The following is a 24,248-nucleotide window of genomic DNA, read 5'->3' as shown; positions in this document are numbered from 1 at the left end:
ATAAAATATAACAGGAGATGAAAAAATGAGTAACGTGAAAGAAAAAAAAGACGTAGACTACGCGGAGCAGGCAGTCCCCGAGGAGGGCCGCAAGGGCTTCGTGACCATGTTCATGATTATGTTGGGCTTTACCTTCTTTTCCGCAAGCATGTGGGTAGGTCAGCAGCTGGCAGCAGGCGAGAATTTCTGGGAGTTCCTGGGCTCCTTGATTCTGGGCGGCTGCATTCTGGGATTGTATACAGGACTTCTGGGCTATGTGGGCGCCAAGACCGGCCTCAGCATGGATTTGCTGGCGAGAAAGGCCTTCGGTGAGAAGGGATCCTATCTGTCTTCCGCTATGATCAGTTTTACCCAGATCGGCTGGTTTGGCGTAGGTGTGGCCATGTTTGCCATTCCGGTGGCCAATCAGTTCTTAGGTGACAGTAAGATAGCCATGTGGGCGCTGATTATTCTGGCAGGTGGTTGTATGACCGCGTCCGCTTATTTCGGAATCGAATCTCTGACCATCATCAGTTACATTGCTGTTCCAGCGGTAGCAGTTCTCGGAACCATCGCTATGGTGATGGCGGTGGCACAGGGCGAGGGAACTATCGTGGATCAGTTTGCCGTATCCAGCGGTACCTTAAGTGTAGTCGGCGGCGCAGGCCTGGTAGTCGGCTCCTTCGTATCGGGCGGAACGGCCACGCCGAATTTTACCCGGTTCGCCAAGGATGCCAAGACCGGAACCATCGCGACGGTTGTGGCTTTCTTTATCGGTAACTCCCTGATGTTCTTCTTCGGCGCCATCGCCTATATTTTCGTAGGCGGAAATGATATCTTCGAGGTCATGCTGCGTCTGAATCTGTTTTACCTGGCAGTTCTGGTGCTGGGCCTGAACATCTGGACCACCAACGATAACGCTCTGTACACCTCCGGACTGGGTCTGGCAAATATCTTCCATCAGAAGAAAAAGCCCATGGTTCTGGTGGCCGGCATCATCGGAACGCTGCTTTCCGTATGGCTGTACTACAACTTCTGCGGCTGGCTGAACATTCTGAACTGTACTCTGCCGCCGGTGGGTATCATTCTGGTGCTGTCTTATTTTATGAACAAGAAAGACTACGAGGACGAACACGCGCCGCTGGCTACTGTGAACTGGTTCGCGGTGATCGGTGTCATCGCAGGCGCCGTTGTGGCAAATGTGCTGTCCTGGGGTATTGCGTCCATCAATGGTATGGCGGTGGCAGCACTGCTGTATGTGATTGGACAGAAGGTAAGTAAATAAAAAATTTAGTGAAAATGTCTTTTGATTCCCGGCGAAAGATTGGCTATAATAAAGACATCAATCTTTGAAAAGGAGACCGGTATCATGAAAGAGTATGAAATTTTAGTAGAAACTATGAATCCCTGCGGCGGAGCTTCCCATGCCAAGAAAGAATTTATCGAGGCAGAGGCAGAGAGCCCGGAAAGCTATGTGCGGGAGCATGGCAAATACCCGATTCTGGAGATCATCGAGAATCCGAACGGAGATGTGACGATCATTACCGGAGATTCCAAAGGATATCTTATTCGCTATACTTTTAGTGAGTAAAAAGCAATGCCTGAAGGATATCTTAGAACAGGAGTGGAAATGATGAAACAGATTATTTTAACCGGCGACCGGCCCACAGGACGCCTGCATGTGGGACATTATGTGGGTTCCCTGAAGGAGCGCGTGCGGCTGCAGAATTCCGGCGCGTATGATGAGATTTATATTATGATCGCGGACGCCCAGGCACTGACGGACAATGCGGAGCATCCGGAGAAGGTGCGTCAGAATATCATGCAGGTAGCGTTGGACTATCTGGCCTGCGGTTTGGAGCCGGAAAAGTCCTGTATCTTTATCCAGTCTATGGTGCCGCAGCTTACCGAGCTTTCCTTCTACTATATGAACCTTGTGACGGTATCCAGACTGCAGCGGAATCCGACGGTAAAGGCCGAGATCAAGCAGAAGAATTTCGAGACCAGCATTCCGGTGGGCTTTTTCTGTTATCCCATCAGCCAGGCGGCAGATATCACTGCGTTTCAGGCTACGGCAGTTCCGGCCGGAGAGGATCAGGAGCCGATGCTGGAGCAGACCCGGGAAATCGTCCGGAAGTTCAATGACCTCTACGGCGAGACCCTGACCGAACCGAAGATTGTGCTGCCATCCAACCAGGCCTGCCTGCGCCTGCCGGGTATCGACGGCAAGGCAAAGATGAGCAAGTCTCTGGGCAACTGCATTTACCTGTCGGATGAACCGGAGGACGTGAAAAAGAAAATCATGTCCATGTTTACGGATCCGACCCATCTCCGCAGGGACGATCCGGGCCATACGGAAAACAACCCGGTCTTCATCTATCTGGAGGCATTCAGCCGGCCAGAGCACTTTACCAAGTTCCTGTCGGACTATCAGAATCTGGATGAACTCAAAGCTCATTATGAGCGCGGCGGCCTGGGAGACGTGACTGTGAAGAAGTTCCTGAATAATGTCATGCAGGCAGAGCTTGCGCCTATCCGGGAACGCCGGAAGGAGTGGGAGCAGCGCCTGCCAGAGGTCAAAGAGATCCTGCGGGCAGGCAGCGAGAAGGCTGAGAAGAAAGCGGCCGAGACCCTGTATGCTGTACGAAATGCCATGCAGATCAACTATTTTGATAACAATATTTAAGGTATAGCTATGGTATATACAGATACATACAAATCACTGCTGGGTGATATATTACTGGCTGCGGATGAAATCGGCCTGATCGGTCTGTGGTTTGAAGGACAGAAATACTTCGCCAATACGCTTCCGGGAGAACATATTTCCCGGGAAACACCTGTCCTGGCAGAAGCAAAACAATGGCTGGATATTTATTTTTCCGGGAAAGAACCAGACTTTATACCGTCGCTTCATCCCGTCGGTTCCGCATTCCGGCAGGCGGTATGGCAGATATTATTACAGATTCCTTATGGGCAGACCATGACCTACGGTGAGATCGCCCGCAGGATGGCGGACATACAAAAGGTTCCCCATATGTCTGCTCAGGCAGTCGGCGGAGCAGTGGGGCACAACGGGGTATCCATTATTATTCCCTGCCATCGCGTGGTAGGTACGGATGGCAGTCTGACAGGATATGCGGGCGGAATGGACAAAAAAATAGCGTTGCTGGAGCTGGAGCATACGGATATGAGTGGCTTCTTTATCCCGAAAAGGTCTTTCTCCTGCTATAGTAAAAACATCAAAAATAAGTTACAGGAAATCTGATAAGGGAGGCTGCGGCAGCCTCCCTTTTTTGGCGTAATAGCGCAGAGTGGAAGTGAGCAGTCCCGACAATTCCGCTATTTCTTCAATTCCTCCCAGTCGGGACCCAGCTTGAGGCTGCCGTCGGCACTGCCCACAAAGGTGTCTCCGTTTTTATAGATGTGATCGTATCTCACATCTGCCTGATAGGTGTTTCCATAGGAATCCCGATAATTTTCCACACCCCGGATACCATCGGTGGAATGGGCGTAAATGTGATCCATTTGTCGGCTGTGATCCTGGCAGGCCTGATTGACGATGTCTGAGGTCTCGGAAAGTGTGCGGGAAAGGTTCTGGGAAGCACGTATGGCATTCTGCTGCCGGGTCATGGCTCCCTGAAGCTGTACCTGCCGGACGCGCTGGAGCTCCTCCTCCTGAAGCGCGAAATAGAGGGGGCCATATTTCAGTTCCTTCAGGAAACGGTCAAAGACAGCCTCACAGGAGGAAGCGGCAGAGCCGGAAGAATGAGAGAGAATCAGGGCATCGAAGGCCCGGCCCCAGTTGGAGGTATCCGGACCGCCAATGCCGTACATAGCGCCCATAAAGGCGGTTCCTTTTTTCAGAAAATCCGTAATCCGATCTCCGGAGGAAGCATTTGGATTTTTCGGAACCCGGGCGAGAATGGTAGCAAAAAAGCCTTCATAAAGCTGACCGCCTGCCGAGATCCGAAAGGCAAATTTGCCGGGAAATACGTTTGTCTGTTTCTGAAGCTTCCGGGAGGCTGTCTGCTGAAAAAGCAGAGCTTTTGGCTGCAGGGCTTCCCCGGAGACCGGATAGATCTCCGGTTCAGAAAGAGAACCCGGAAGAAGGCGTGAGACGATACCGATAATTCTTCGCCGGGCATACTGGGGAAGATCAAGCCATTGGCAGTTGCAGGCCATGGACATAGGATCTAACTGATATTCGCCTCCAGAGGCCAGTCCCGGAATCCCCAGGGAGAAAAAGATAGAAGCCCTTGGCGAGGAATCTCTGTAGAAGGCAAAGGGATAGAACAGAAGCTGGGCGGACATGTCCTGTGGAAAAACCTGAAGTCCTTTGCATACAGTGGCCAGTGTGGAGACGGAATCAATGTCATCAAAGACGCGGTAATCCCACCCGGAAGGAAGGTAGGACTGAAACAGCGCGCCCCGTCCGCCGTAGTTGATAATATGGACGGAATTTTTCTGATTGTTGTGAGATTTTAAAATGTATTCGGTGTCGCAGTAAGGGCAGCGGATTCGGTTGGCAGTATCCGGGACGCGCATGGGGCTTCCGCAGTTTCTGCATTTTACTTCCTGGTATTCCATAGAGGGACTCTCCTTTCAGTGGTTTTATTCTTTGGCCTGATACGGTTGTCTTCAGTCTAACACAGGCAGAAAAGGTCTTGCAGTTGACAAATGTATCATTTGCAACGGATCCACAGAAAAGAGGACAGAAGAGAAAAAAGAGCCTTTTGAAAGAAAAAGAAGAGTTTGAGACGAATGTCACCTTGTGGAAGTGAGACTTTTGTTTATAATAAAATTATCAAAGACTGATACAAACGGAGTGAAAGTAGATGAAACTACAAAAGATAGATGGAAATGTGCTCACACTTATGCTGGCGCTGGCATTTTTCAATTTTATTTTTTTGGGAACCGAATATCAGTTTGATAATATGGCGGCTCTGGTTACAGGACCGGAGCAGGTGGTGACGGCCCAGGGCTATGTATTGGGATCCAGCGTTCTGGGATTTCTCCTTTATCCTGCGATGGCTTTCTATGGAAAAGTAAAGGAAAAGCTTCGGCAGATTCTGGTATTTGCAGGAGCTCTGGCCGGTGTGATTTGTATTTTCGTGATCTGGCAGCATACCTCTTACAGGGCGATTGTGACGGCTGGCTGCCTTTGCTTCATTCTGATGGGAATGGCCGGGAGTGCAGTACACTACTGGCTGGCGCAGAGGGCGGAGCAGGAGCGGCTGGCCAGGACAGTCGGTATCTCCTATGCAGCCGGAATTTTTCTTCAGTTTTTGAATAACAACCTGGTGAAAAACGATATGGTCGAATCGGTGGTTCTGGCTGTCTCCGCAGCCATCTTTTCGGTACTGCTTCTGAATGTGGAGGCCGGGGAACCGGAAATGGCAGAAATTCCCGGAGAAGCTGCGCCGGAGAACGCCGGAAGGGCGGGGATCTGGCTGATTCTGGTCGTGGCGCTGATTACCTGCATTTTTTCTACACTGGATGCAGCAGTGACGCTGGTACACGTGGCAGGCCGAGGGGACGTGGGACAGTGGCCCCGGCTTCTTCTGGCAGGAAGCGGACTTCTGGCTGGTATCCTGTTTGACAGCCGGGAACACCGGTATGTGAATCTTTTCATGTACTGTGTGACGGTGCTGTCGGTTCTCTGTATCGTGGTGTTGGAAAACGGAGGCTCCTTCCGGGCCGGACTGGCTGTGTTCTATCTGTCCGCCGGGTTCTTTGTGGTATTCTTTACAAGCAGCTTTATGCGGCTTTCTGCCCGGATGAAATGTCCGAGGCTCTGGGCGGGACTGGGCAGGGCCGTCAATAATATCTGCGCCTTTGGCACCGGCTCCCTGTCCCTGCTTCTTCTGAAGTCGGGAAGTCCGGTTGTAAAAGACAGTATTCTGCTTGGATTGCTTGTATTGATTTCTGTCTTGTTTTTTCTTTATTCCGGCGCGATCCGTCCGGGAGAAAGGAAAAAGGAAGCCGGTGAGAAGAAATCCGCTCAGAGAAGCGAGGAGGAACGGCTGCGGATCTTTGCCGACAGCTTTTCGCTGACGGAACGGGAAAGAGAGGTGCTGAAGGTTTTGCTGGTATCAGATGAAAATGTCCAGGACATAGCAGAGGAGCTGATGATATCCCGGGCGGCGCTGTACCGGCACCTTACCAGTCTCAATGAAAAGACGGGGACAAAATCCAGAATCGGATTGGTTCAGTTTTATTATCGATACGACAGGGGGATAAGAAATGAAAAGGAGACAGAGGATTAGAGGAATGGCGCTTCTGGTGGCCGCAGTCATGCTGTGGGGCTGCAGCGCGCAAAAAGAGGCTGCGGATACCTATGAGGCCTATCAGGGCTATGCCTGTCAGGACGAAAGCGGCCATATAAAGTATGGCCTGGAGACAGAAAACGGGATCCGGCTGCACTGCTTTTTCCAGTCCGGCTCACCGGAGTATACCGAGAATATCTACGAGCTGAAGCTTTTACCGGGAAAAGGGGCAAAGGCTTCTGTGGAGCAGGTGATTGATGGGCAGGGTGTGGATTTGACCGCTTCTTTCCGGAAATTTGATTTTTCATTTTATCCGGAGCGGGTTATCATGGAGGTGGAGAGAGATACGGATCTTCTGGCCGGAGGGGCTTCCGATAACCTGGAAACCGGGGAATACACGCTGACGGCTTCAGACTGGAAGCCGGGGAGCGCTCCGGCAGGAGAAAAACAGGCGGAGACAGACAGTCTGGCACCCTGGCAGGACAGGGAGCTTGTGGCTATGGCCCGGGCGTATTATCAGAAGGAGGCGAATTTCCTCGCGCCAGAGACAGAATGCGTCGATAACGGGGACGGGACCCTTACGATTCATCTTTACGAAATAGTACAGGATGATGAAGAAACCAGCCACACGGGTACTTCCGCCTGGTATACGGTGGACGCTTATGGAAAAGGGAAGGACGATGTGTTCGGAAATGAAGTAAAGCTGCCGGAACTTTCCCTGGCAGAACTGGCGGAATATATGGGAACCCCGTCGAAGCTGACCTATATACAGGATGCGGAAGCCCGCCAGGAATGGGAGCTTACAGGTGGGACTGTAATTGCGGAGTGCCTGGAAGCGGTGAAGAAGCTGGAGATTGGAGAGAAAACTGACGAGAGAGCCTCAGACGCAGGGGATACGCTGATTTTTACCTTTGCGGACGGAAGCACCTGGAGACTGGAATTCGAAGCGGGGAATCTGCGTCGAAATGAAAGGTATTATAAGACGGAAGGCTGGAACAGGATAAGGCTGCTTTTGAAGGACGAACTGGAAGGGGAGGGAATGCTATGAGATATGTGAAGAGACTTTTAGCAGTGCTTTTGACAGGACTTTTGCTGAGCGGCTGCGGCGGAAAGACGAAGGAGGAACAGGCTCTGGCGGATACGGCGGCAGGAGACTGGGAGCTGGTCAGTATGAGTTACAGTGGCATGACGCTTGGAAAAGAAGATCTGGATAACAGTGATATCACCATGACTCTGTCGCTTTTGGAAGATGGAACCGGAACCATGGAATATGACGGTTTGGTCTATGAGCTGACCTGGGACGGGAGCAGTATCACTACGGACGGTGTGGCCGACAGCTATACGCTGGAGGATGGGGTACTGACCATAGCCAACGAAGATACGGAGATGGTATTTACAAGACCCGGAAGCCTGGCGTCCCCGGACGCTCCCAAGGCGGGGCAGGAGACTTTGGCAGCAGGAGCGGCGTCAGAACAGTCTGTCGAGGAAAGCTGGACGGTAGAGCCGCTGGCGTCTGCACAGGCTCTGGTGCCCTATAGCTGTACGGAATTCAGCATGGATATTCCGGAAGGCTGGACCGTGCGATCTTCTGCCATGTATACCGGTATGTTTCACGCGATTCATGTTTTTGATCCGGAGAAGCCGGTGAATCAAATCTTCTTTATGCTGAAAATGGAGCCGATGTTTCCGGATGAGAATTCCCGGGCCATGATGGCGCTTTCCAGTGACTTGTTTGGAAAATATCCTATTCTTACGAATGTATCGACACAGGGAGTCTTTGAAATATTCCCACAGTTTGCAGACGCAATGAATGCAACAGCTGATTACGCGGATATTCAGACACCGTACATTGCAGATTTTTCTGTAACAGAGAGTTTTGAAAGCACCCAGGGAATGAGCAGCGTCTCCATTTCTCCGGCCATTCTCCGGGCGGATTTCACCCAGGACGGAACGGCGGGAGAGGGGATGTTCACAGCGGACGTGGTACCCTTTGCCATGGGCACGGGAATGGGGTATTATTCCGTCTATAATCTGACGGTACTCAGCGCGGAAAAGGGTACTTTTCAGGACTGGCAGCCCACCTTAAGCAAGAGCCTGAGCAGCCTGGACTACACCCGGGAATTCCAGAGCTTTGCCATGTCTCAGAGTAATCAGGCGGCGGATACTTCCCAGTCTCTCAGTCAGTCAGCCAGCGAAATGTCCGACAGTATCATGTCCTCCTGGGAAAACCGCAATAAGAGCCAGGATATTATGAGCCAGAAGCAGAGCGACGCTACCCTGGGTTATGAGCGTATTGTGGATACGGAAACCGGGGAGATCTACAAGATTGACAATGGCTTCACCGACTGGTATAGTGGTTCCCGCTATAAAGCTATCAGCGACGACCAGTATACTGATTCCGTGGAAGCGGTCATTCATTGGAAATAAAACGTGTATGGAATAAGGGCTTCCGGAGCTTTGCTTCCGGAAACCCTTATTTTGGGGTTTAGATGTTTCCGTTTTTCATGCTTTCCTCAAGAACACAGAGCAGAATAACAGCGGTGAAGATAGCGGTAATAATATTCCCTGGCACTGGCATGAGGAGGTAGAATTTGTCTATGTCCGGGAGGGCAGTATGCGTCTGCTGACAGCAGGTCAGGAGCGGAGCTTTGAAAAGGGAGAGGGATTTTTCATCAATACCAATGTTTTTTGCAGTATGGAAAATCAGGAACATTGTCAGATCGATTCTCACCTGCTGATTAGTGGTTTGTTTTTACACAGATGTGATTGCATTACCAATTAAGATTGTGCTAATGATGATTGCGTTAAGTGTGTTCGGCGTTGGATTATATGTTGCAATGTGGGGAGACAGGAAGATAGGATATTTTAAATGCAGGAATTGTAATGAACTGTTTACTCCAACATTTATGCAATATAATATGGAAATGCATATTGTGAGTACAAGATATTTAAAATGTCCTCACTGTAAGACATGAACCTGGTGCAAGAAAGTCATGGCCAAAGAGTGATAATTAAATCATATAGACAGGGTATGGCAACAGCAGGTTGCTTTTCAGAACATGAATTTATCTGTATGATATGGTTATGGAGGTGACGACTATGGAAACGAAAAATATTATTTTGAAACTTCGTACGGAAAGAGGAATGTCACAAGACGAGCTGGCAGATAAAATTATGGTAACAAGGCAGGCAGTATCACGCTGGGAACATGGTGATACCATTCCCAATACTGATACACTTAAGCTATTATCGAAAGAATTTGATGTCTCAATCAATACGCTTTTGGGAGAACCCAGAAAGCTGATCTGCCAGTGCTGCGGGATGCCAATTGATGATGATTCCATATTGGGACGTGATAAGGATGGCACATTAAATGAGGAGTATTGTAAATGGTGCTATGCAGATGGAACATACACATATAATGATATGGATGAATTGATTGATGTATGTGTAAAGAATATGGTAAATGAAAACTTTACCGAAGAACAGGCACGCACTTATCTGAAAGAAATGCTTCCAAAGTTAGATTACTGGAAAAGGTATGATGAACTTAGTGACAATGGGCAGTTTGAAGAGTTTAAAAAGCAATTGATAAATGAAATTAATGATCTGCATATAGACGGACTTCCAAGGGTAGATAAACTAAATGCACTTGTGGGGAACTATGTGAATCTGGAATATACTTTGCCTAATGGACAAAAAGTGAAATTCCTTGATGATCAGAAAACCTATCTGGGGAATCAACTGGAGTCTGAATTTGGAGGAGACAGGTGCTTCGGTATTCTGGCAGGCATGGATTTTATTCTAGTATGTACATATGAGAAAGCTGGTGAAAATCCAGAGCTGTTGATTTACAAAAAGAGATAATATAAACAAAAAGAAAAGTCTTGACAAATAAACGACCGTTTACTATTATAAAAATGTAAACGGTCGTTTATTTATTTACGCGAGCAACGAGCAAAAGTCTGTGCTTGCACAAGACCTTGGCGACTGCCGCGATAACTTGAGAAACTCGCGGAGCGTGTTTCTCATAGTTGGGAGGAAATGTGCATGGGTAATAGGAAAGAGGAAATATTAATTGTGGCACTGCATCTGTTCGCCAGAGATGGCTACGAGGCTGTCTCTGTCAGCCAGATAGCAGGAGAGCTTGACATGACAAAAGGTGCATTATACAGACATTATAAAAGCAAAAGAGACATTTTTGACTGTATTGTGCAGCGTATGGAGCAGCAGGATGGCGAACAGGCAACAGAATATGATATGCCACAAGAGGATAAAGAGAAAACGCCTGAAAAGTATGAGACAGTATCATTGGATGATTTTGTGGAATACAGTAAGTCTATGTTTGAATACTGGACAGAGGATGATTTTGCATCATCGTTTCGGAAGATGCTGACCATAGAGCAGTTTCGCAGTGAAGAGATGCAGAATTTATATCAGCAATATCTGGTATCCGGACCGGCAGAATACGTGAAGGATCTGTTTAAAAATATGGAAATAAAAAATCCAGAAGAGAATGCAATTAAATTTTATGCAAATATGTTTTTCTATTATAGTGTATATGATGGAGCAACAGATAAGACGAAAGCAAAATGTCAGTTTGAACAGATGATGGGCAAAATTGTAGAAGAAATGAAGCAGTAAAATAAGAGCCAGACGCTTAAGACGCAGAGCCGTTAATTCTGATACTGAAAATCAGGATTATCGGTTTTTATTTACGCGTGCAACGAGCCAAAGTTCGTGCTTGCACGAGACCTTGGCGACTGCCGCGATAACTTGAGAAACTCGCGGAGCGTGTTTCTCATAGTTTTAAGAGAGGACATAAAAGAAATGGAAAAAAGTAATATTATGATTCGTTTAGAGAAAAAGGAAGAACAACGAAAAGTAGAAAATCTGGTAAGAGACAGCTTTTGGAATGTATACCGCCTAGGATGCCTGGAGCATTATGTGTTGCATCAGCTCAGAAATGATCCGGCATTTGTTCCGGAACTGGATTTTGTGATGCTTCTTAAAGAAAATGATGAAGATGGTAAGCTGATTGGTCAGAATATGTTTATGAGAACGAGTATTAAAGCGGATGATGGAAGAAATATCCCAATTATGACGATGGGACCAATCTGTATTAAGAATGAATATAAGAGGAAAGGATATGGTAAAATCCTGCTTGATTATTCATTGGAGAAAGCTGCAGAGCTTAGCTGTGGAGCACTATGCTTTGAAGGAAATATTGATTTTTATGGCAAAAGTGGATTCAGGCAGGCAAGCGAGTATGGTATCCGTTATCATGGATTGCCAGAGGGGGAAGATGCATCATTCTTTTTGTGTAAAGAACTCGTACCTGGTTATCTTGATGGGATTACTGGAGAGTATGCAACACCGGAAGGCTATCTTGTAGATGAGCAGGAAGCAGAAGAGTTTGATAAGCAGTTTCCATATAAAGAGAAAAAGAAACTGCCGGGACAGTTATGCTAACCTGTACTTGAATTATGCAGAACAGTGTGATATGTTAAAACTATCGAATGGTAGTTAAAACAAAACTAATAGGTAATATATAGGAGATGGTTAAAACAAACAATGAGTGATACAAGAAAAAAAGAGATTATCATGGCTACATTGGAGCTGGCGGCGAATAAAGGACTTGGTAACGTATCCATGAATATGATTGCAGACAAAGTTGGGATAAAAAAACCGTCATTATACAATCATTTTGCATCCAAAGAGGAGCTTGTTGAAGTAATGTATCAATTCCTCCGAGAAGAGGCTAAGAAAAACGCCAATATAGGCGCAATTGATTATACGATCATTTTTGCCGGAAAGAGTGCTTTGGAAATATTGAAGATGATGGTCGGAGGATATTTTAACATGAACCAGCAGGAACATATGTTAAATTTCTACAAGGTTATCTATTCCGAAAGAAGCCTGAATCCCATGGCAGCCAAAATTGTCGCAGAAGAGACGGATAAGATGATGATAGCAACGAAGCAGCTGTTTTATGCGATGGAAGTACATAAATTACTTCATTTTACAAATCCGGATATGAGTGCAGTAAGCTTTGCTATGACCGTACATGGACTGATGGATTACAAACTGGATCAGAGCAATGGTAAGTGTAGCTATGAAACAGATAAAAATCTTTTGGACGACTATCTGAAGTGGTTTTGTGAGGAGAATGCAGTATGATAAAGAAAAAGAGTTTATGGAATTATTGTGGATTACTTGGAGTAGCAGCTTTTTTGTCATATACAGCAGCGGTTGTATTTTCACCGCTCGCATATCCGGGCTATGACTGGATGGCACAGGCGGTAAGTGATCTTAGCGCATCGAATGCACCATCGCTTCGGTTATGGAACCAGCTAAGCAGTCTGTACAATGTATGTACTCTGGTGTGTGCAATGATGGTATGCGTAGGCATTCAGGGTAAGAAAAACAGACTCCTGCGGGTAGGCATCTATCTGTTCACGATTATGGAGTGGGTGTCAGCAGTGGGATTTGGCATGTTTCCTTTAAGTGACAGTGGCTATGCAGGAACATTTCAGGATAAGATGCATATTTTTTCGACAGTGATCGTTGTGTTATTGTCCATAGTATCTCTGGTTTTGATCATTATTGCCGGAGCAAAGGATAAAAGCTGCCGTTCATATGGCATTTTTGCAGCAATTGCTCTTGGAGTGATGATGGTAGGAGCAATGGGAATGAATATTGTACCGAAGAATTATTTCGGGGTTGTTGAAAGGTTCAGTGTGTTTGCTGCGACAGGGTATAATGCAGTGCTTGGAATAGAACTGTATCGGATGAAGTTTTAGAAAGTGAAAAAATATATACTTGTCATTGACATGTATGTATAAAGCGATATACTATAAATAAGTTTATAGTAAACTAATTTATGGTATTGGAGATTTTATATGCCAAGTAGTCCAAAAATAAAAAAAGAAGATATGCTGCAGGCTGCACTGGAGCTTGTTTCAAAAAATGGATATGCCGCTCTTAACATAAAAGCCGTAGCCGGGGAACTGGGTTGCTCTACAGCACCGATTTCATGGCAGTTTGGTGGAATGGATGGATTGCGTGAGGAATTGATTCCTTTTGCGGAGCAGTATGTAGAGGATAAATATTACAGTCGGAATGAAAACGAACTTGCAACATTCGAACAAAGAGGAAAAGGAACCATTGACTTAGCATTAGAAAATCCTAATTTGTTTCGTTTCCTTTACACGGGAGAGCGAAGCCAGTTACTAAGTACAGGCTTCGAGTTACAGACGAATAATCAGGATGCCGCTAATATGTATCAGGAGATGGCGGAACTGCTTGGGATTACACCAAAACAGGTAATGGATTTTGCAATGACAATGATGGTGTATACACAGGGGATAGGAACCCTTATTGCATCAGGAATCGTCAGGGATACGAAAGAAAATATGTATCATATGCTTCATAATACAGGTATGACATATTTAAAAGGCTTAGGTGTGAAGGATAGCACCTTATGTGATTTATCAGGAGGTGACAGGTCAGATGAAAGCAGTAGTAACGGATAAATGGATACTATGTCCGGTATGCGGTGCAAAGACACGGACACAGATACTGGATGATACGGAGTTAAAACATTTTCCGCTGTTTTGTCCAAAATGTAAAGAAAGTTTTATTATCAATGTAAAGGATCATATAGTGGATTACAAATCCATTGCCAGACGCTAAGACGCAGAGCAGAAACGAAATGTTTTTTGCCTGCGTCTTTTTGTTAGGGCGACGAGGAAAATGCACGCATTTATGCAGTGCATTTGACGACCGCTAATCAGAGCGAGATTCGCAAAGCGTATCTCGCTCTGTTGGATAGGAGTGATACTCGTAGTATTGTATTGCTTAGGCTGGATAGTATTCTGGAAAGAGGTATCTAAATGCAGTTGGATGGGAAGTTTAGGGGAAATATACAGTGCATTATACAGAATTCTTCCAAGAGGCTATCGTGTATGGGCATCTCCAGCAGAACTTTATAATGCGATGATTTATGTTTCGGATGCTCATCCGATAAAAGTGATAGAAGATTAGAAAAAGATTGACAAGTTACCGTTTGGTTACCATAATGCAAGTTACCAAATGGTAACTAGAGAATGGAGGTAAGATAAGTATATGAGAGAATTTACTATGGCATCATTGCCATTTGTAACATTAGGAATTGTGTTAGCAATTGTCTGTGTATATCATAATTGGAAAGAGCAGAAGAAAGCACAGAAGGAGGATTAGAAGATGAAGTGTTTAAAATGTGGTAAAGAAATGAGAAAAGGATATTTATTCAGCAGTAAGGACGGAGCTTTCAGCTTTGCAAATGAAGTACCTGGAGTTTTTGAGAATGCAAAAAACGCAGAGGGTTTTGTAGAAATAACAAAACTCAAACCAAGTCACAGGACAAGAGTGGAAGCGAACTGCTGTGAAGAATGCAGAATGATAGTGATTAATTACTAAGAGTGATAGACGCCAGACGCTAAGACGCAGAGCAGCACTTTTATTGCCTGCGTCTTTTGTGATTATATTAGGAAAGAGAGGAACAACAGGCAGGGAGTAATATTGTTGTTTTATCAGGAAGCGCACGAAAAGGTGGAAATACTGAGTTTTTTGTGTGAATCTGACTATGGTGCAGGACAAGGCAAATGGAACAAGGAAGGATTTTAATGTTTCACCGGTTAGCAGGGGAAAATCTATTTGGGATATTTTCTGTCAACAGTTGCTAATTCATTGATGGTCAATGGACTTGCGTTTGTATTATGTCTGGGATATTTACTTAAAATGGGATGGTATATGAATGCAGCAGATGTATTATGGGTTTTATTTGATATGATATTGCTCGTCCTGTTTGGAAGTACGCTTTCAAGTATCATTAGCTTTCCGTTGACAACACAGGGACAGCTTTCGGCTGTGGGTACCATTGTCAGCGCAGGTTATGGTTTTATATGTGGTGCTTATATGCCGATTTCAAATTTGGGTTCAGGTCTTCAGAAGGCACTGTCGTATCTTCCGAGTACATATGCCACTTCATTGATTAAGAATCATATGCTTCACGGAGTTTTCAGGGAGATGGAGAGAAAACATTATCCGGATGAAATGGTTGAAGCGATAAGAGACACTCTTGATTGCAATCCGGTATTTCATGGAAATATGGTAAGTGTAAATCAGATGATTGGTATTATGATGGGGAGTATAGCTGTATTTGGAATTATTTACTATGTGGTTACATTGCTGCCAGAGGGTGAAGGCGGATGATAGGAAATGTTGTTTTTAGCGGGTGAAAGCCTAGTGTTTTAGCTGATGACACGATAGGTGTCTCTCATGTGACAGCACGATTCTTACTATTTTTCGTAATATATGTTACCTTCCAATCAGCCAACAGGCAAAAAATAAAAGGAAGGTAAAACAAAATGAAGAAAAACGGAAAGAAGTTATTAATTTTAGGAACTGTGTTACTTGTAATGTTTGCAACCTGGACATGTTTAATACAATGTGTGGATGTGCAGTCAGCAGGGGCGAAGGGCACAGAGATTGGATTCGCAACCTTTAACTGCTGGTTTCACAGAGTTACCGGAGTACACATGGCAATCTATACGATTACCGACTGGTTAGGTCTTGTGCCGATATTTGTATGTATGACATTTGGTGGAGTTGGTTTCGTACAACTGATAAAAAGAAAAAGTCTTTTTAAGGTTGACAGAGATTTGATTTTCCTTGGTATTTATTATGTAGTAGTGATTTTTGGATATCTGATTTTTGAGATGATTCCGATTAATTACAGACCAATTCTGATTGATGGGATGCTTGAGGCATCTTATCAATCATCTACAACGCTGCTTGTACTAAGTGTTATGCCTACTTTGGTATATCAGGTGAATCGCAGAAGCACAAATCTGCTATTCAGAAGATGTGTGAGTGTAATGTCAATTATTTTTTCTACATTTATGGTGATTGGAAGACTGGTTGCAGGAGTGCATTGGTTTACGGATATCGTTGGTGCTGTGATTCTGAGTACAGGGCTGTATTGCTTGTATAAATCAATAGTTCTGTTATTTTGTGATGATAAGTAATTATGAGTGAGAATGAATGGAGGTTCTGCCATGGAATTTAATGAAAAACTGAAAGAGTTAAGAAGCAGCAGGGGCTTAACACAGGAAGAACTGGCAGAAGCTCTGTTTGTTTCAAGAACAGCTATTTCGAAGTGGGAATCGGGGGGTTCGCTTAGATAAAGATACCACACCAATCCCACGCTGACTTTTGCTCAACCGATACAGCCGGAGGGCTGGATAACAAGAAAAGGCGGTATGCGCCCCGTGGAGGGGTAGCGTACCGCCTTTTCTTGTGGGGGTTTCCAAAGGGGGGCAAAGCCCCCATTTGGCACACGACTTTGCGAAGCAAAGTGTAGTGTGTTATACCTGCTGGCGTGGCTGACGGGGGAAACGGGGTGCGGTGCTTTTTGCGCCCCGTTTGCTCCGGTAGGAAAACAGGCTGACTTTTTGTGAATGGGAATGAACAAAAAATCGGGCTGGTTTCAGAGAACGGCGGCAGGTATATGAAAGCCCCCGTCCCTCGTCCTACGCTCCGACTTGTGGACAAAGTGTCCCGAAGTAGTGGCCACACTCCCGGAAAATAGCAGGACAGTGGGCAACCGTCAAGACTGAAATGAACGGGTTTGCACCCGGTCTTGACCGCCGCCCGCCGCCCCGTTGAATGGGTGGACAAGGCGGCCAATCCCTCAAAGTGCTTGGCCGCTCTCTTTCTGATTTTGGAGCGTTTCTTTTCTAAAAATTGAAATGGGCGGGAAGCCATTTTAGGGCTTTCCCGCCTTGATTACCCTTTAGCAAAGACGGGCGTGACTGGCTCGGCTGTCTTTGCTACTTGCTTGTATCAAGTATTAGCTTTTGGTTGAAGCAAGATTTTTGGCTAAATCAAAAGGAGTACAGAATGATTTTTGAGCATTCACTCTATTTCCAGCACCCCATTTTGCTAATCCAAAGTTTACATTTGCATGTTTAGCGCACTGCATGTCGTAGATACTATCGCCAATGTACAGTAACTCATTTGCTTGACATTTTGTCCATTCCATGTATTTCAAAAGCGGGTCTGGTTCTGGTTTGTGTTGTAGCGTATCATCAGCACAGACCACGGTTTCAAAGTAAGATGATATATCAAATTTCTGAAAATCGCTTCTAAATTCTTCATGGGTTTTAGAGGTAACAATTCCTATGCCTAATTTTAATTCCGAAATAGTCTCAAGCAATTCTTTTATCCCGTGAAATACAGTAATCGTGTCCCTGTATTTTTCCATGTTCTTGTCCCACATAAATAGTGCTGACGCTATATCACTCACTCCTAAACGCTGCAAAGCATTTTCGCCGGTAATTCCTAAAGCAAATGTTAATTCTTTATCGGAGATTATCTTTCCGTTTATTGCTCTTATAGTATCTTGCAAAGAATGAATGACGGCATATTCTGTATCAATCAGAGTTCCGTCTACATCAAAAACAATCTGCTTATAACCCATAGGACTGTTCCTCCTTTTCCCTCGGTCTAATCAAAAAGAGTTGACCAGTTTTTGGTTCGATATGCTTCAAAACACATTTTTACTTGCTCTTCATTATTCTTTTCCGTGGCCAGTTCCGGCAGTTCATTTTCTGAAAAATATGCAAAGCCCGTAGTTTCTATATTTTCTTTGAAGGCACCTCCGATAATGGTGCAAAGTACAAATATTTTACATACGCCATAAGCATATACTGGCAAGTTATGTTTAGAGCGGTCTTGAATTGCAATCACTTTATCAGCAGTTACATCTAAGCCTGCTTCTTCTTTGACCTCCTTAATAGTATTTTCTTTGACAGACACATTTACATCAACCCAACCTCCGGGAAGTGACCATTTTCCGCTATTCTCTTTAACAAGAAGAATTTTTCCATTTTGAAAAATAGCGGCTCTGGTATCAAGTTTTGGTGTCTGGTATCCTGTTTCATTACAGAAAAGGTCTTTCACTTTTTGAACAGGTATATCTGTCTTATATGCCATTATCTCAGCAGAAATTTCCCGTATCCTTTCATAGCGTTCTCTATCAAAAATATCTTTTCCATAGGTCAATCCTGCTTGTGCAAGACTCTGTAATTCTATTGCCCATTCCAGCCATTGTTCTTTCATGGTTATCCTCCCTTGCTACTGTGATTTTCTCTGATAAAATATCAGTCATTTTTTTGGTTCATCACTTTCTTTAACAACTTTTGGAACAAGTCGGCAGTTTCTTCATCCATCGGTGCAAGCTGTCCGATCTGTCCGGCTATCATCGCCGTTACATCGTCAATGGAAAGCGGGTTTTTCTTCTGTTCCGCCAGTGCGTCCCGCATGGCTTGGAACATAGCGGCGGTCACAGCTTCTCCCGGCTGTTCCCCGTTGTCAATATCTTTCTTAATATCCCGCAGGATAGCCAGGAACACATTTTTGATTTTTTCAATCTCTGCTTCATGTTCCCCCATCTTTTGGGTGTTCAAAAGCTGTAAATCCTGCTTTGCTTCCGCCCGGTGTTCCGGGTGTTCTTTCATCAGATCGGACAGGGAAGCCGTTGCTATCTCGATAAGCTGGTTTCTTGCTGTTATGCCCTTTGCCGCCGTGTCCTGAAAATAAATCCGTATCAAATCTATCAGCTTGGGAAAATTCCTGTGTTCCAACAGGCGGTTGAGGATTTGCACATCAACAGCACCCGTCACAAGCCCCCTCACGGCTCCCTCCGACAAGCCTAATTCAGAAATATCGTAGCTTTTACGGACGCTCACGGTAGACAAGCCCAGTATGTAGTCTGTCGATACCTTAAATTCCTTTGCCACACCTATGAGAATATCACTGCTTACCGTTCTTGTTTCGCCGCTGACAATGCGGCTCAACTGGGAAGCGGAAACGCCTATCTTCTCCGCAAGTTCCTTTTGTGTGATGTGGTTCCCATTGCATAAATCGGAAATCCGTTGTCCGGGTGTTCCGGGTAAAGCCATAAACACGCACCTCCTCCGCATACTTCCATTATACAGAATGATTGCAAAAATGCAATTTCCAAAGTGTAAACTTCATCAAAATGCAATTCTCGCAAAATTCCGGGAATTGCATTTTTTTCGTGTAGACTTAGGGTAGTTCATCGATGGACAGCACCTTGAAAACAGAATGACCGTCCGAAAAGGAATACCCCGGCTGGGGAAGCACCGCAAGGAGCCGGACTTCGGGACAAAATGTCCCGAAGTTGCGGGGAGCGTGCCAACGCCGGAACACGCCGCTATTGTCGGGGCCCCCGCAAAGCCGCATGGCTTTGTGGGGAGAGGAGGAGCAGCGGAGCGAGTGAGTTTTGCCGCTTGCGGCGAAACGAGCGATACGCAGCTTGCGACGACGAGGCAGGAAACCTTTTCGGGGAGAACGGCAACGGAAAGAAAAATGGAGGGAACGCATGAGAGATAACCCCTATAAAGACTTGCCGCCGCTGGAACGCAGGCCGAACGGTTCCCTTTACCGCATGACACCGGCGCAGAGGAAACAGGCGGCCAGCCTGATACGCCGAGAGTGCTGTAACTGTGAGGGCGGCAACTGCATTGCCCTTGACGATGGGGACACCTGCATCTGCCCGCAGACGATTTCTTTCTCGGTCTGCTGTAAGTGGTTCCGCTGGGCAGTCTTGCCGCTGGACGGGACGCTGGAAGCGGAACTTTTCCGGGATAAGGACTTGAAACGCTGTGCGGTCTGCGGCGGCGTGTTCGTCCCCAAATCCAACCGGGCAAAATACTGCCCCGGCTGTGCCGCCAGAGTTCACAGGCGGCAGAAAACAGAAAGTGAACGGAAAAGGAGGTCAGCTGTGGACAGTTAGGAGCGAAAAAAGCCTTGATTTATAAGGCTTTGCAAGCCCCAAACCGGGGCAGGTGGTATAAAGTATCGCCCGCCCCGGAAAACGGGCTTCTAACCGTCCACAAAACACGATATGACACACACGATTTACATTCACCAGCCGGAACAGGCGTTCAGCTTCACCCGGCTCCCGAATTTCCTCTTTGAAGCCCCTACCTTCAAGCCCCTGTCCAACGAGGCAAAGGTTCTGTACGCCTTTATCCTGCGCCGGACAGAGTTATCCTGCAAAAATGGGTGGGCGGATGACTGCGGACGGATTTTCCTGTATTACCCTATCTGTGAAGTGGTTGACCTGCTTCACTGTGGGCGGCAGAAAGCGGTGAACACCCTGCGGGAACTGCAATACGCCGGGCTGGTGGAGATCCAGAAGCAGGGCTGTGGAAAACCCAACCGCATTTTCCCAAAATCCCATGAAGCGGTTCCAAACACCGACTTCAAGAAATCCGGTTCTGGTACGCCGGAGGACTGAAAACCGTACCCATGAAGTACGGAAACCGCCCTCTTGAAGTACGAAAACCGAACGGTATATAGAAATACAAAGATTAAAATGATTGATTTATATTCTATCCATTCCAATCCTATCCGAGCTATTTTCTGTGGGATTTTCCCTGTGGAAAACCCCGGATAGGAAAGGAATGGGGAAAGGAGTAGAATGGCGCAACACGCAATCTTGCGGTTTGAGAAGCACAAGGGCAACCCGGCAAGGCCGCTGGAAGCCCATCACGAACGGCAGAAAGAACAATACGCCAGCAACCCCGACATTGACACCAGCCGGAGCAAGTACAACTTCCATATCGTCAAGCCGGAGGGACGCTATTACCGCTTCATTCAGAGCCGGATTGAACAGGCCGGGTGCCGAACCCGCAAGGACAGCACCCGGTTTGTCGATACGCTGATAACCGCCAGCCCGGAGTTTTTCAAGGGGAAATCCACAAAGGAGATACAGGCGTTCTTCCAAAGGGCGGCGGCTTTCCTCATTGGCCGGGTAGGACGGGAAAATATCGTGTCGGCGGTGGTACACATGGACGAGAAAACGCCCCACCTGCATTTGACCTTTGTTCCGCTGACAAAGGACAATCGCCTGTGCGCTAAGGAGATTATCGGCAACCGGGCAAACCTGACGAAGTGGCAGGACGATTTTCACGCCTATATGGTGGAGAAATATCCCGACTTGGAGCGTGGGGAGAGCGCCAGCAAGACAGGCCGGAAGCATATCCCCACCCGGCTTTTCAAACAGGCGGTTTCCCTCTCCCGGCAGGCCAGAGCCATTGAAGCCACCCTTGACGGCATCAACCCGCTGAACGCCGGGAAGAAAAAAGAGGAAGCCCTTTCCATGCTGAAAAAGTGGTTCCCGCAGATGGAGAATTTCTCCGGGCAACTGAAAAAGTACAAGGTCACAATCAATGACCTGTTGGCGGAAAATGAGAAGCTGGAAGCAAGGGCGAAGGCCAGTGAAAAAGGCAAGATAAAAGATACGATGGAACGGGCAAAGCTGAAAAGCGAATTGGACGATTTACAGCGGCTGGTTGACCGTATTCCGCCGGATATACTGGCGGAACTGAAACGGCAGCAGCGAACAAGAGAGAGGTAAACGCTATGAACAGAAATTCAAGCTGCATGATGAAAAATAATCATACGGAGGACACTGGATGGTAAAAAGCGAAAGCGACATTATTGATACAATACACACCGGGCAGGTCATTACTGACGAGAACGGCACACAGTATTTTGTATGTGGGAAAAACCGTATCAAAATCTCCGAACATTTCGCCGCTGGCGGTCGTCCGATTAGAGATCTGATCGTTGATGTAGTCCGGCACACGGCGGCAAAGGCCGCTTCTTCGTGACCCATCGTTGATACACGCCCACGCTTATGATATAATTGCCATAGAGCAAAAGTATTGTAAGCGTGGGTTGTTTCTTTAGAAGGAGGATTTTTACGGTGAAACAACCTTACAATACTACCATTCACAACACGGCTCTTTATATGCGGTTGAGCCGTGACGATGAAAGCTATGGCGACAGCGTAAGCATTGAAACGCAGCGGACAATCCTGCAACAGTACGCAAGGGAGCAGGGGCTTCATGTGGTCGGGGAATATGTGGACGATGGATGGAGTGGGACAAACTTCGAGCGTCCGAGTTTCCAGCGCATGATGGATGATGTGGAAGCCGGAAAAGTAAACTGCATTGTCACCAAAGACCTGTCCCGTTTCGGGCGGGAGCATGTGATGATGGACTACTATCTGGAATTTCTGTTCCCGGAAAAACGGGTGCGGTACATCGCCGTTGCGGAGAACGAGGACACAGAAAAGGGACTGTCCGATTTTGTGCCATTCAAAAACCTGTTCAACGAATGGTTCGCAAAGGACACCAGCCGTAAGGTAAAGACTGCTTTCAAGGCAAAGTTTGCCGCCGGACAGCGTATCAGCGCCTATGCTCCCCTCGGGTACAAGAAGCACCCGGAAATCAAGAACAAGCTGATAATCGACGAGGAAACCCGCTGGATCGTGGAGAAGATTTTTGACCTTGCTATTCACGGCAAAGGGGCGGCCAGCATTACAAGGATATTGATTGCGGAAAAAGTACCGACGCCGGGATTTATCAATTTCCAGCGTGACGGGACTTTCGCCAATATCTACGCTGGCGCACCAGAGGAAAAAGGCTACGCATGGACGATAGCGCAGGTCAAAAGCATTCTGAAAGATGAAACCTACATCGGCCATACCATCCACTACCGGGAGACCAATATTTCCTTTAAGAACAAGCGGAGGATACGCAAGCCCCAAAGTGAATGGGTGCGGGTGGAGAACACGCAGGAGCCGATTATCAGCGAACAGGTTTTCCGGCAGGTACAGGAACAGATTGCAAGCCGCCGGAGGGAGCGCAAGAATGGCACGACACAGATTTTTGCGGGACTGATAAAGTGTGCGGACTGCGGCTGGTCGCTGGCCTACGGGGAGAACAGGCAGAACAGCAAGCCCTATGGCTACTACCATTGCAGCAAGAACGGGCAAGGCACACGCCAATGCTCCATGCACTACATCCGCTATGATGTGCTTTACGCCTATGTTCTCTCCCGTCTGCAATACTGGTCGGGGCTGGTACAGCACGATGAAGAACAGCTTTTGAAGCGGCTGCTGAACGCCAATGACAAAGGACAGGCCGCCGCAAGGAAGAAGCAGGCCGCTGAACTGAAAAAAGCGGAGAAGCGGAAAGCCGAGGTCGATACCCTGTTTGCCCGGATGTATGAGGACTGGGCGGCGGGGCGTATCACGGAATACAACTTCAATATGCTGTCCGGGAAGTACCAAAGCGAACAGGCGGAACTGGAAGAAAAGATTGAACAGCTTCAATCCGCTATTGCCGCTGAAAGCAAGAGCACCGCAGACGCAGAAAAATGGATTGCCTTGATGAAAGAGTGCGTCAATCCCACGGAACTCACCGCCGAACTCTTGAACACGCTGATTGAGAAAATCCTTGTCCATGAAGCGGTCAAGAACGAGGACGGAAGCCGGGAACAGGAGGTAGAAATCTTCTACCGCTTTATCGGCAAAATTGATTGAATGACACCAATATCTTTAACTATGTGATACCGGCAGAGGGTATCCGAGCATTGATTCGCTAAAAGAAATTTCAACGTTTTTTTCTGTGACAATTGATGAACTGTTGTCTGGGGAAAAATTACTTTCAATTGCGGAGAAAGAAAATAAATCCAATATGCAGAATCTATGCAGTATTCTGATCGGGGCTATTGACTTGTTTCATTTTCTGTTGATTGTGCTGCCTCTGTATCCAAAATCAATGAAAGAATATATTGCATCCGTGAACCTGTTCGGCTATACAGAAACATCAGCTTTTAACAGGATGGTTTATTGGGTATTGTTCTTTTTATTAATGTTAATTGGAGTTTCAGAGCTTATAGTTACGCAGTCAAAAATTGAGAAAGTATACAAGATGGTAATTGTATTTTCCATATTGCTTGGTATCGCAGCAGTACTGTTTCTGGCTTTGACAGGGGAGACATATGCAACAGCACTGGCATTTCTGCTTTTGGTGTTGAAAGCAGGTTTATACATGAAAGGAAGATAGAGAGGTAAGA

Annotated in this window: 28 protein-coding genes and 2 pseudogenes; 25 read left to right on the top strand and 5 right to left on the bottom strand. The window is 46.5% G+C overall.

What is annotated here, in order from left to right; all coding sequences use genetic code 11:
- Positions 1–25: 25 nt before the first annotated feature.
- The 4 genes from codB (at position 26) to H8S44_RS09490 (ending at position 3,244) form a co-directional block, all read left to right on the top strand.
- Positions 26–1,264, top strand: coding sequence for a cytosine permease (codB, locus tag H8S44_RS09505; RefSeq protein ID WP_186873457.1), 1,239 nt, complete (start codon positions 26–28; stop codon positions 1,262–1,264).
- An 84-nt stretch (positions 1,265–1,348) separates the two neighbouring features.
- A complete protein-coding gene (locus H8S44_RS09500) occupies positions 1,349–1,570 on the top strand; it encodes a hypothetical protein (RefSeq protein WP_186873456.1) in 222 nt (73 codons plus the stop codon).
- Between the two features lie 42 nt (positions 1,571–1,612).
- Positions 1,613–2,665, top strand: coding sequence for a tryptophan--tRNA ligase (trpS, locus tag H8S44_RS09495; protein ID WP_186873455.1), 1,053 nt, complete (start codon positions 1,613–1,615; stop codon positions 2,663–2,665).
- Positions 2,666–2,674: 9 nt separating this feature from the next.
- Complete coding sequence (locus H8S44_RS09490; RefSeq protein ID WP_186873454.1) at positions 2,675–3,244, top strand: methylated-DNA--[protein]-cysteine S-methyltransferase; 570 nt, start codon at positions 2,675–2,677, stop codon at positions 3,242–3,244.
- On the opposite strand, the gene H8S44_RS16965 is transcribed toward H8S44_RS09490, so the two are convergent.
- Entirely contained in the window at positions 3,230–3,313 is an 84-nt protein-coding gene (locus tag H8S44_RS16965; RefSeq protein WP_408609383.1) for a MerR family transcriptional regulator, read from the bottom strand. The two genes, H8S44_RS09490 and H8S44_RS16965, sit on opposite strands and share 15 nt — an antisense overlap.
- 5 nt (positions 3,314–3,318) lie before the next feature.
- Positions 3,319–4,566: a zinc ribbon domain-containing protein gene (locus H8S44_RS09480; RefSeq protein WP_186873453.1), complete on the bottom strand. Its 1,248-nt coding sequence runs from the start codon at positions 4,564–4,566 to the stop codon at positions 3,319–3,321.
- Positions 4,567–4,814: 248 nt separating this feature from the next.
- On the opposite strand from H8S44_RS09480, the gene H8S44_RS09475 reads away from it, so the two are divergent.
- From H8S44_RS09475 to H8S44_RS09405, 15 genes and pseudogenes are all read left to right on the top strand, one after another.
- On the top strand, positions 4,815–6,245 hold the full coding sequence (locus tag H8S44_RS09475; protein ID WP_186873452.1) for a helix-turn-helix domain-containing protein: 1,431 nt from the start codon (positions 4,815–4,817) through the stop codon (positions 6,243–6,245).
- Positions 6,223–7,293, top strand: coding sequence for a hypothetical protein (locus tag H8S44_RS09470; RefSeq protein ID WP_186873451.1), 1,071 nt, complete (start codon positions 6,223–6,225; stop codon positions 7,291–7,293). Before H8S44_RS09475 ends, H8S44_RS09470 begins: the two co-directional genes overlap by 23 nt.
- Entirely contained in the window at positions 7,290–8,672 is a 1,383-nt protein-coding gene (locus H8S44_RS09465; RefSeq protein ID WP_186873450.1) for a hypothetical protein, read from the top strand. Before H8S44_RS09470 ends, H8S44_RS09465 begins: the two co-directional genes overlap by 4 nt.
- Before the next feature lie 133 nt (positions 8,673–8,805).
- Positions 8,806–9,027, top strand: coding sequence for a cupin domain-containing protein (locus H8S44_RS16960; protein ID WP_186873662.1), 222 nt, complete (start codon positions 8,806–8,808; stop codon positions 9,025–9,027).
- 317 nt (positions 9,028–9,344) lie between these two features.
- Positions 9,345–10,112 (top strand): zinc ribbon domain-containing protein, encoded by a 768-nt coding sequence (locus H8S44_RS09455; RefSeq protein ID WP_186873449.1) that lies wholly within the window; start codon positions 9,345–9,347, stop codon positions 10,110–10,112.
- A 177-nt stretch (positions 10,113–10,289) separates the two neighbouring features.
- The gene (locus H8S44_RS09450) at positions 10,290–10,889 is read left to right on the top strand and encodes a TetR/AcrR family transcriptional regulator (protein ID WP_330593548.1); all 600 of its coding nucleotides are present in this window, start codon (positions 10,290–10,292) and stop codon (positions 10,887–10,889) included.
- Between the two features lie 186 nt (positions 10,890–11,075).
- A complete protein-coding gene (locus H8S44_RS09445) occupies positions 11,076–11,717 on the top strand; it encodes a GNAT family N-acetyltransferase (protein ID WP_186873447.1) in 642 nt (213 codons plus the stop codon).
- A gap of 132 nt (positions 11,718–11,849) precedes the next feature.
- A complete protein-coding gene (locus tag H8S44_RS09440) occupies positions 11,850–12,425 on the top strand; it encodes a TetR/AcrR family transcriptional regulator (protein ID WP_186873446.1) in 576 nt (191 codons plus the stop codon).
- Positions 12,422–13,048, top strand: a complete 627-nt coding sequence (locus tag H8S44_RS09435; RefSeq protein WP_186873445.1) for a DUF998 domain-containing protein — start codon at positions 12,422–12,424, stop codon at positions 13,046–13,048. Before H8S44_RS09440 ends, H8S44_RS09435 begins: the two co-directional genes overlap by 4 nt.
- Before the next feature lie 99 nt (positions 13,049–13,147).
- Positions 13,148–13,780, top strand: a complete 633-nt coding sequence (locus H8S44_RS09430) for a TetR/AcrR family transcriptional regulator (RefSeq protein ID WP_186873444.1) — start codon at positions 13,148–13,150, stop codon at positions 13,778–13,780.
- Positions 13,758–13,940, top strand: a complete 183-nt coding sequence (locus H8S44_RS09425) for a cysteine-rich KTR domain-containing protein (protein WP_168932829.1) — start codon at positions 13,758–13,760, stop codon at positions 13,938–13,940. The genes H8S44_RS09430 and H8S44_RS09425 overlap by 23 nt, the downstream gene beginning before the upstream one ends.
- Before the next feature lie 549 nt (positions 13,941–14,489).
- Positions 14,490–14,705, top strand: coding sequence for a PF20097 family protein (locus H8S44_RS09420; RefSeq protein WP_186873443.1), 216 nt, complete (start codon positions 14,490–14,492; stop codon positions 14,703–14,705).
- Positions 14,706–14,853: 148 nt separating this feature from the next.
- Positions 14,854–15,500, top strand: a pseudogene (locus H8S44_RS09415) (ABC transporter permease); the annotation flags it as partial.
- A gap of 155 nt (positions 15,501–15,655) precedes the next feature.
- On the top strand, positions 15,656–16,315 hold the full coding sequence (locus H8S44_RS09410; RefSeq protein ID WP_186873442.1) for a phosphatase PAP2 family protein: 660 nt from the start codon (positions 15,656–15,658) through the stop codon (positions 16,313–16,315).
- A gap of 30 nt (positions 16,316–16,345) precedes the next feature.
- Positions 16,346–16,459 (top strand): annotated as a pseudogene (locus tag H8S44_RS09405) (helix-turn-helix transcriptional regulator); the annotation flags it as partial.
- Positions 16,460–17,139: 680 nt separating this feature from the next.
- On the opposite strand, the gene H8S44_RS09400 reads toward H8S44_RS09405, so the two are convergent.
- Genes H8S44_RS09400 through H8S44_RS09390 form a run of 3 tightly spaced genes read right to left on the bottom strand, consistent with a single transcriptional unit; the run spans position 17,140 to position 19,252 of the window.
- A complete protein-coding gene (locus H8S44_RS09400; RefSeq protein ID WP_117802311.1) occupies positions 17,140–17,769 on the bottom strand; it encodes an HAD family hydrolase in 630 nt (209 codons plus the stop codon).
- Between the two features lie 26 nt (positions 17,770–17,795).
- Positions 17,796–18,410, bottom strand: coding sequence for an NUDIX hydrolase N-terminal domain-containing protein (locus H8S44_RS09395; RefSeq protein ID WP_117802310.1), 615 nt, complete (start codon positions 18,408–18,410; stop codon positions 17,796–17,798).
- 41 nt (positions 18,411–18,451) lie between these two features.
- Complete coding sequence (locus H8S44_RS09390) at positions 18,452–19,252, bottom strand: helix-turn-helix domain-containing protein (RefSeq protein WP_118521997.1); 801 nt, start codon at positions 19,250–19,252, stop codon at positions 18,452–18,454.
- 443 nt (positions 19,253–19,695) lie between these two features.
- On the opposite strand from H8S44_RS09390, the gene H8S44_RS09385 reads away from it, so the two are divergent.
- The 6 genes from H8S44_RS09385 to H8S44_RS09360 all read left to right on the top strand — a co-directional run bounded on the left by H8S44_RS09385 (position 19,696) and on the right by H8S44_RS09360 (position 24,238).
- Positions 19,696–20,109, top strand: a complete 414-nt coding sequence (locus H8S44_RS09385; protein WP_117802308.1) for a cysteine-rich VLP domain-containing protein — start codon at positions 19,696–19,698, stop codon at positions 20,107–20,109.
- Between the two features lie 111 nt (positions 20,110–20,220).
- Positions 20,221–20,616, top strand: a complete 396-nt coding sequence (locus tag H8S44_RS09380) for a replication initiator protein A (protein WP_186873441.1) — start codon at positions 20,221–20,223, stop codon at positions 20,614–20,616.
- Between the two features lie 183 nt (positions 20,617–20,799).
- Positions 20,800–21,738 carry a MobV family relaxase gene (gene mobV, locus H8S44_RS09375; RefSeq protein WP_118519989.1) on the top strand — a complete coding sequence of 313 codons (939 nt, stop codon included), beginning with the start codon at positions 20,800–20,802 and terminating at the stop codon, positions 21,736–21,738.
- Positions 21,739–21,796: 58 nt separating this feature from the next.
- Entirely contained in the window at positions 21,797–21,994 is a 198-nt protein-coding gene (locus H8S44_RS09370; protein ID WP_186873440.1) for a hypothetical protein, read from the top strand.
- A 140-nt stretch (positions 21,995–22,134) separates the two neighbouring features.
- Complete coding sequence (locus H8S44_RS09365; protein ID WP_186873661.1) at positions 22,135–23,712, top strand: recombinase family protein; 1,578 nt, start codon at positions 22,135–22,137, stop codon at positions 23,710–23,712.
- 85 nt (positions 23,713–23,797) lie between these two features.
- Complete coding sequence (locus H8S44_RS09360; protein ID WP_186873439.1) at positions 23,798–24,238, top strand: XRE family transcriptional regulator; 441 nt, start codon at positions 23,798–23,800, stop codon at positions 24,236–24,238.
- Positions 24,239–24,248 lie beyond the last annotated feature (10 nt).

Origin of the sequence: Anaerosacchariphilus hominis (assembly GCF_014290175.1) — a bacterium.
In the GTDB taxonomy this organism is placed as follows: domain Bacteria; phylum Bacillota; class Clostridia; order Lachnospirales; family Lachnospiraceae; genus Laedolimicola; species Laedolimicola hominis.
Note: the sequence above shows the minus strand (reverse complement) of the source record. Positions and strands in the feature narration are given on the sequence as shown.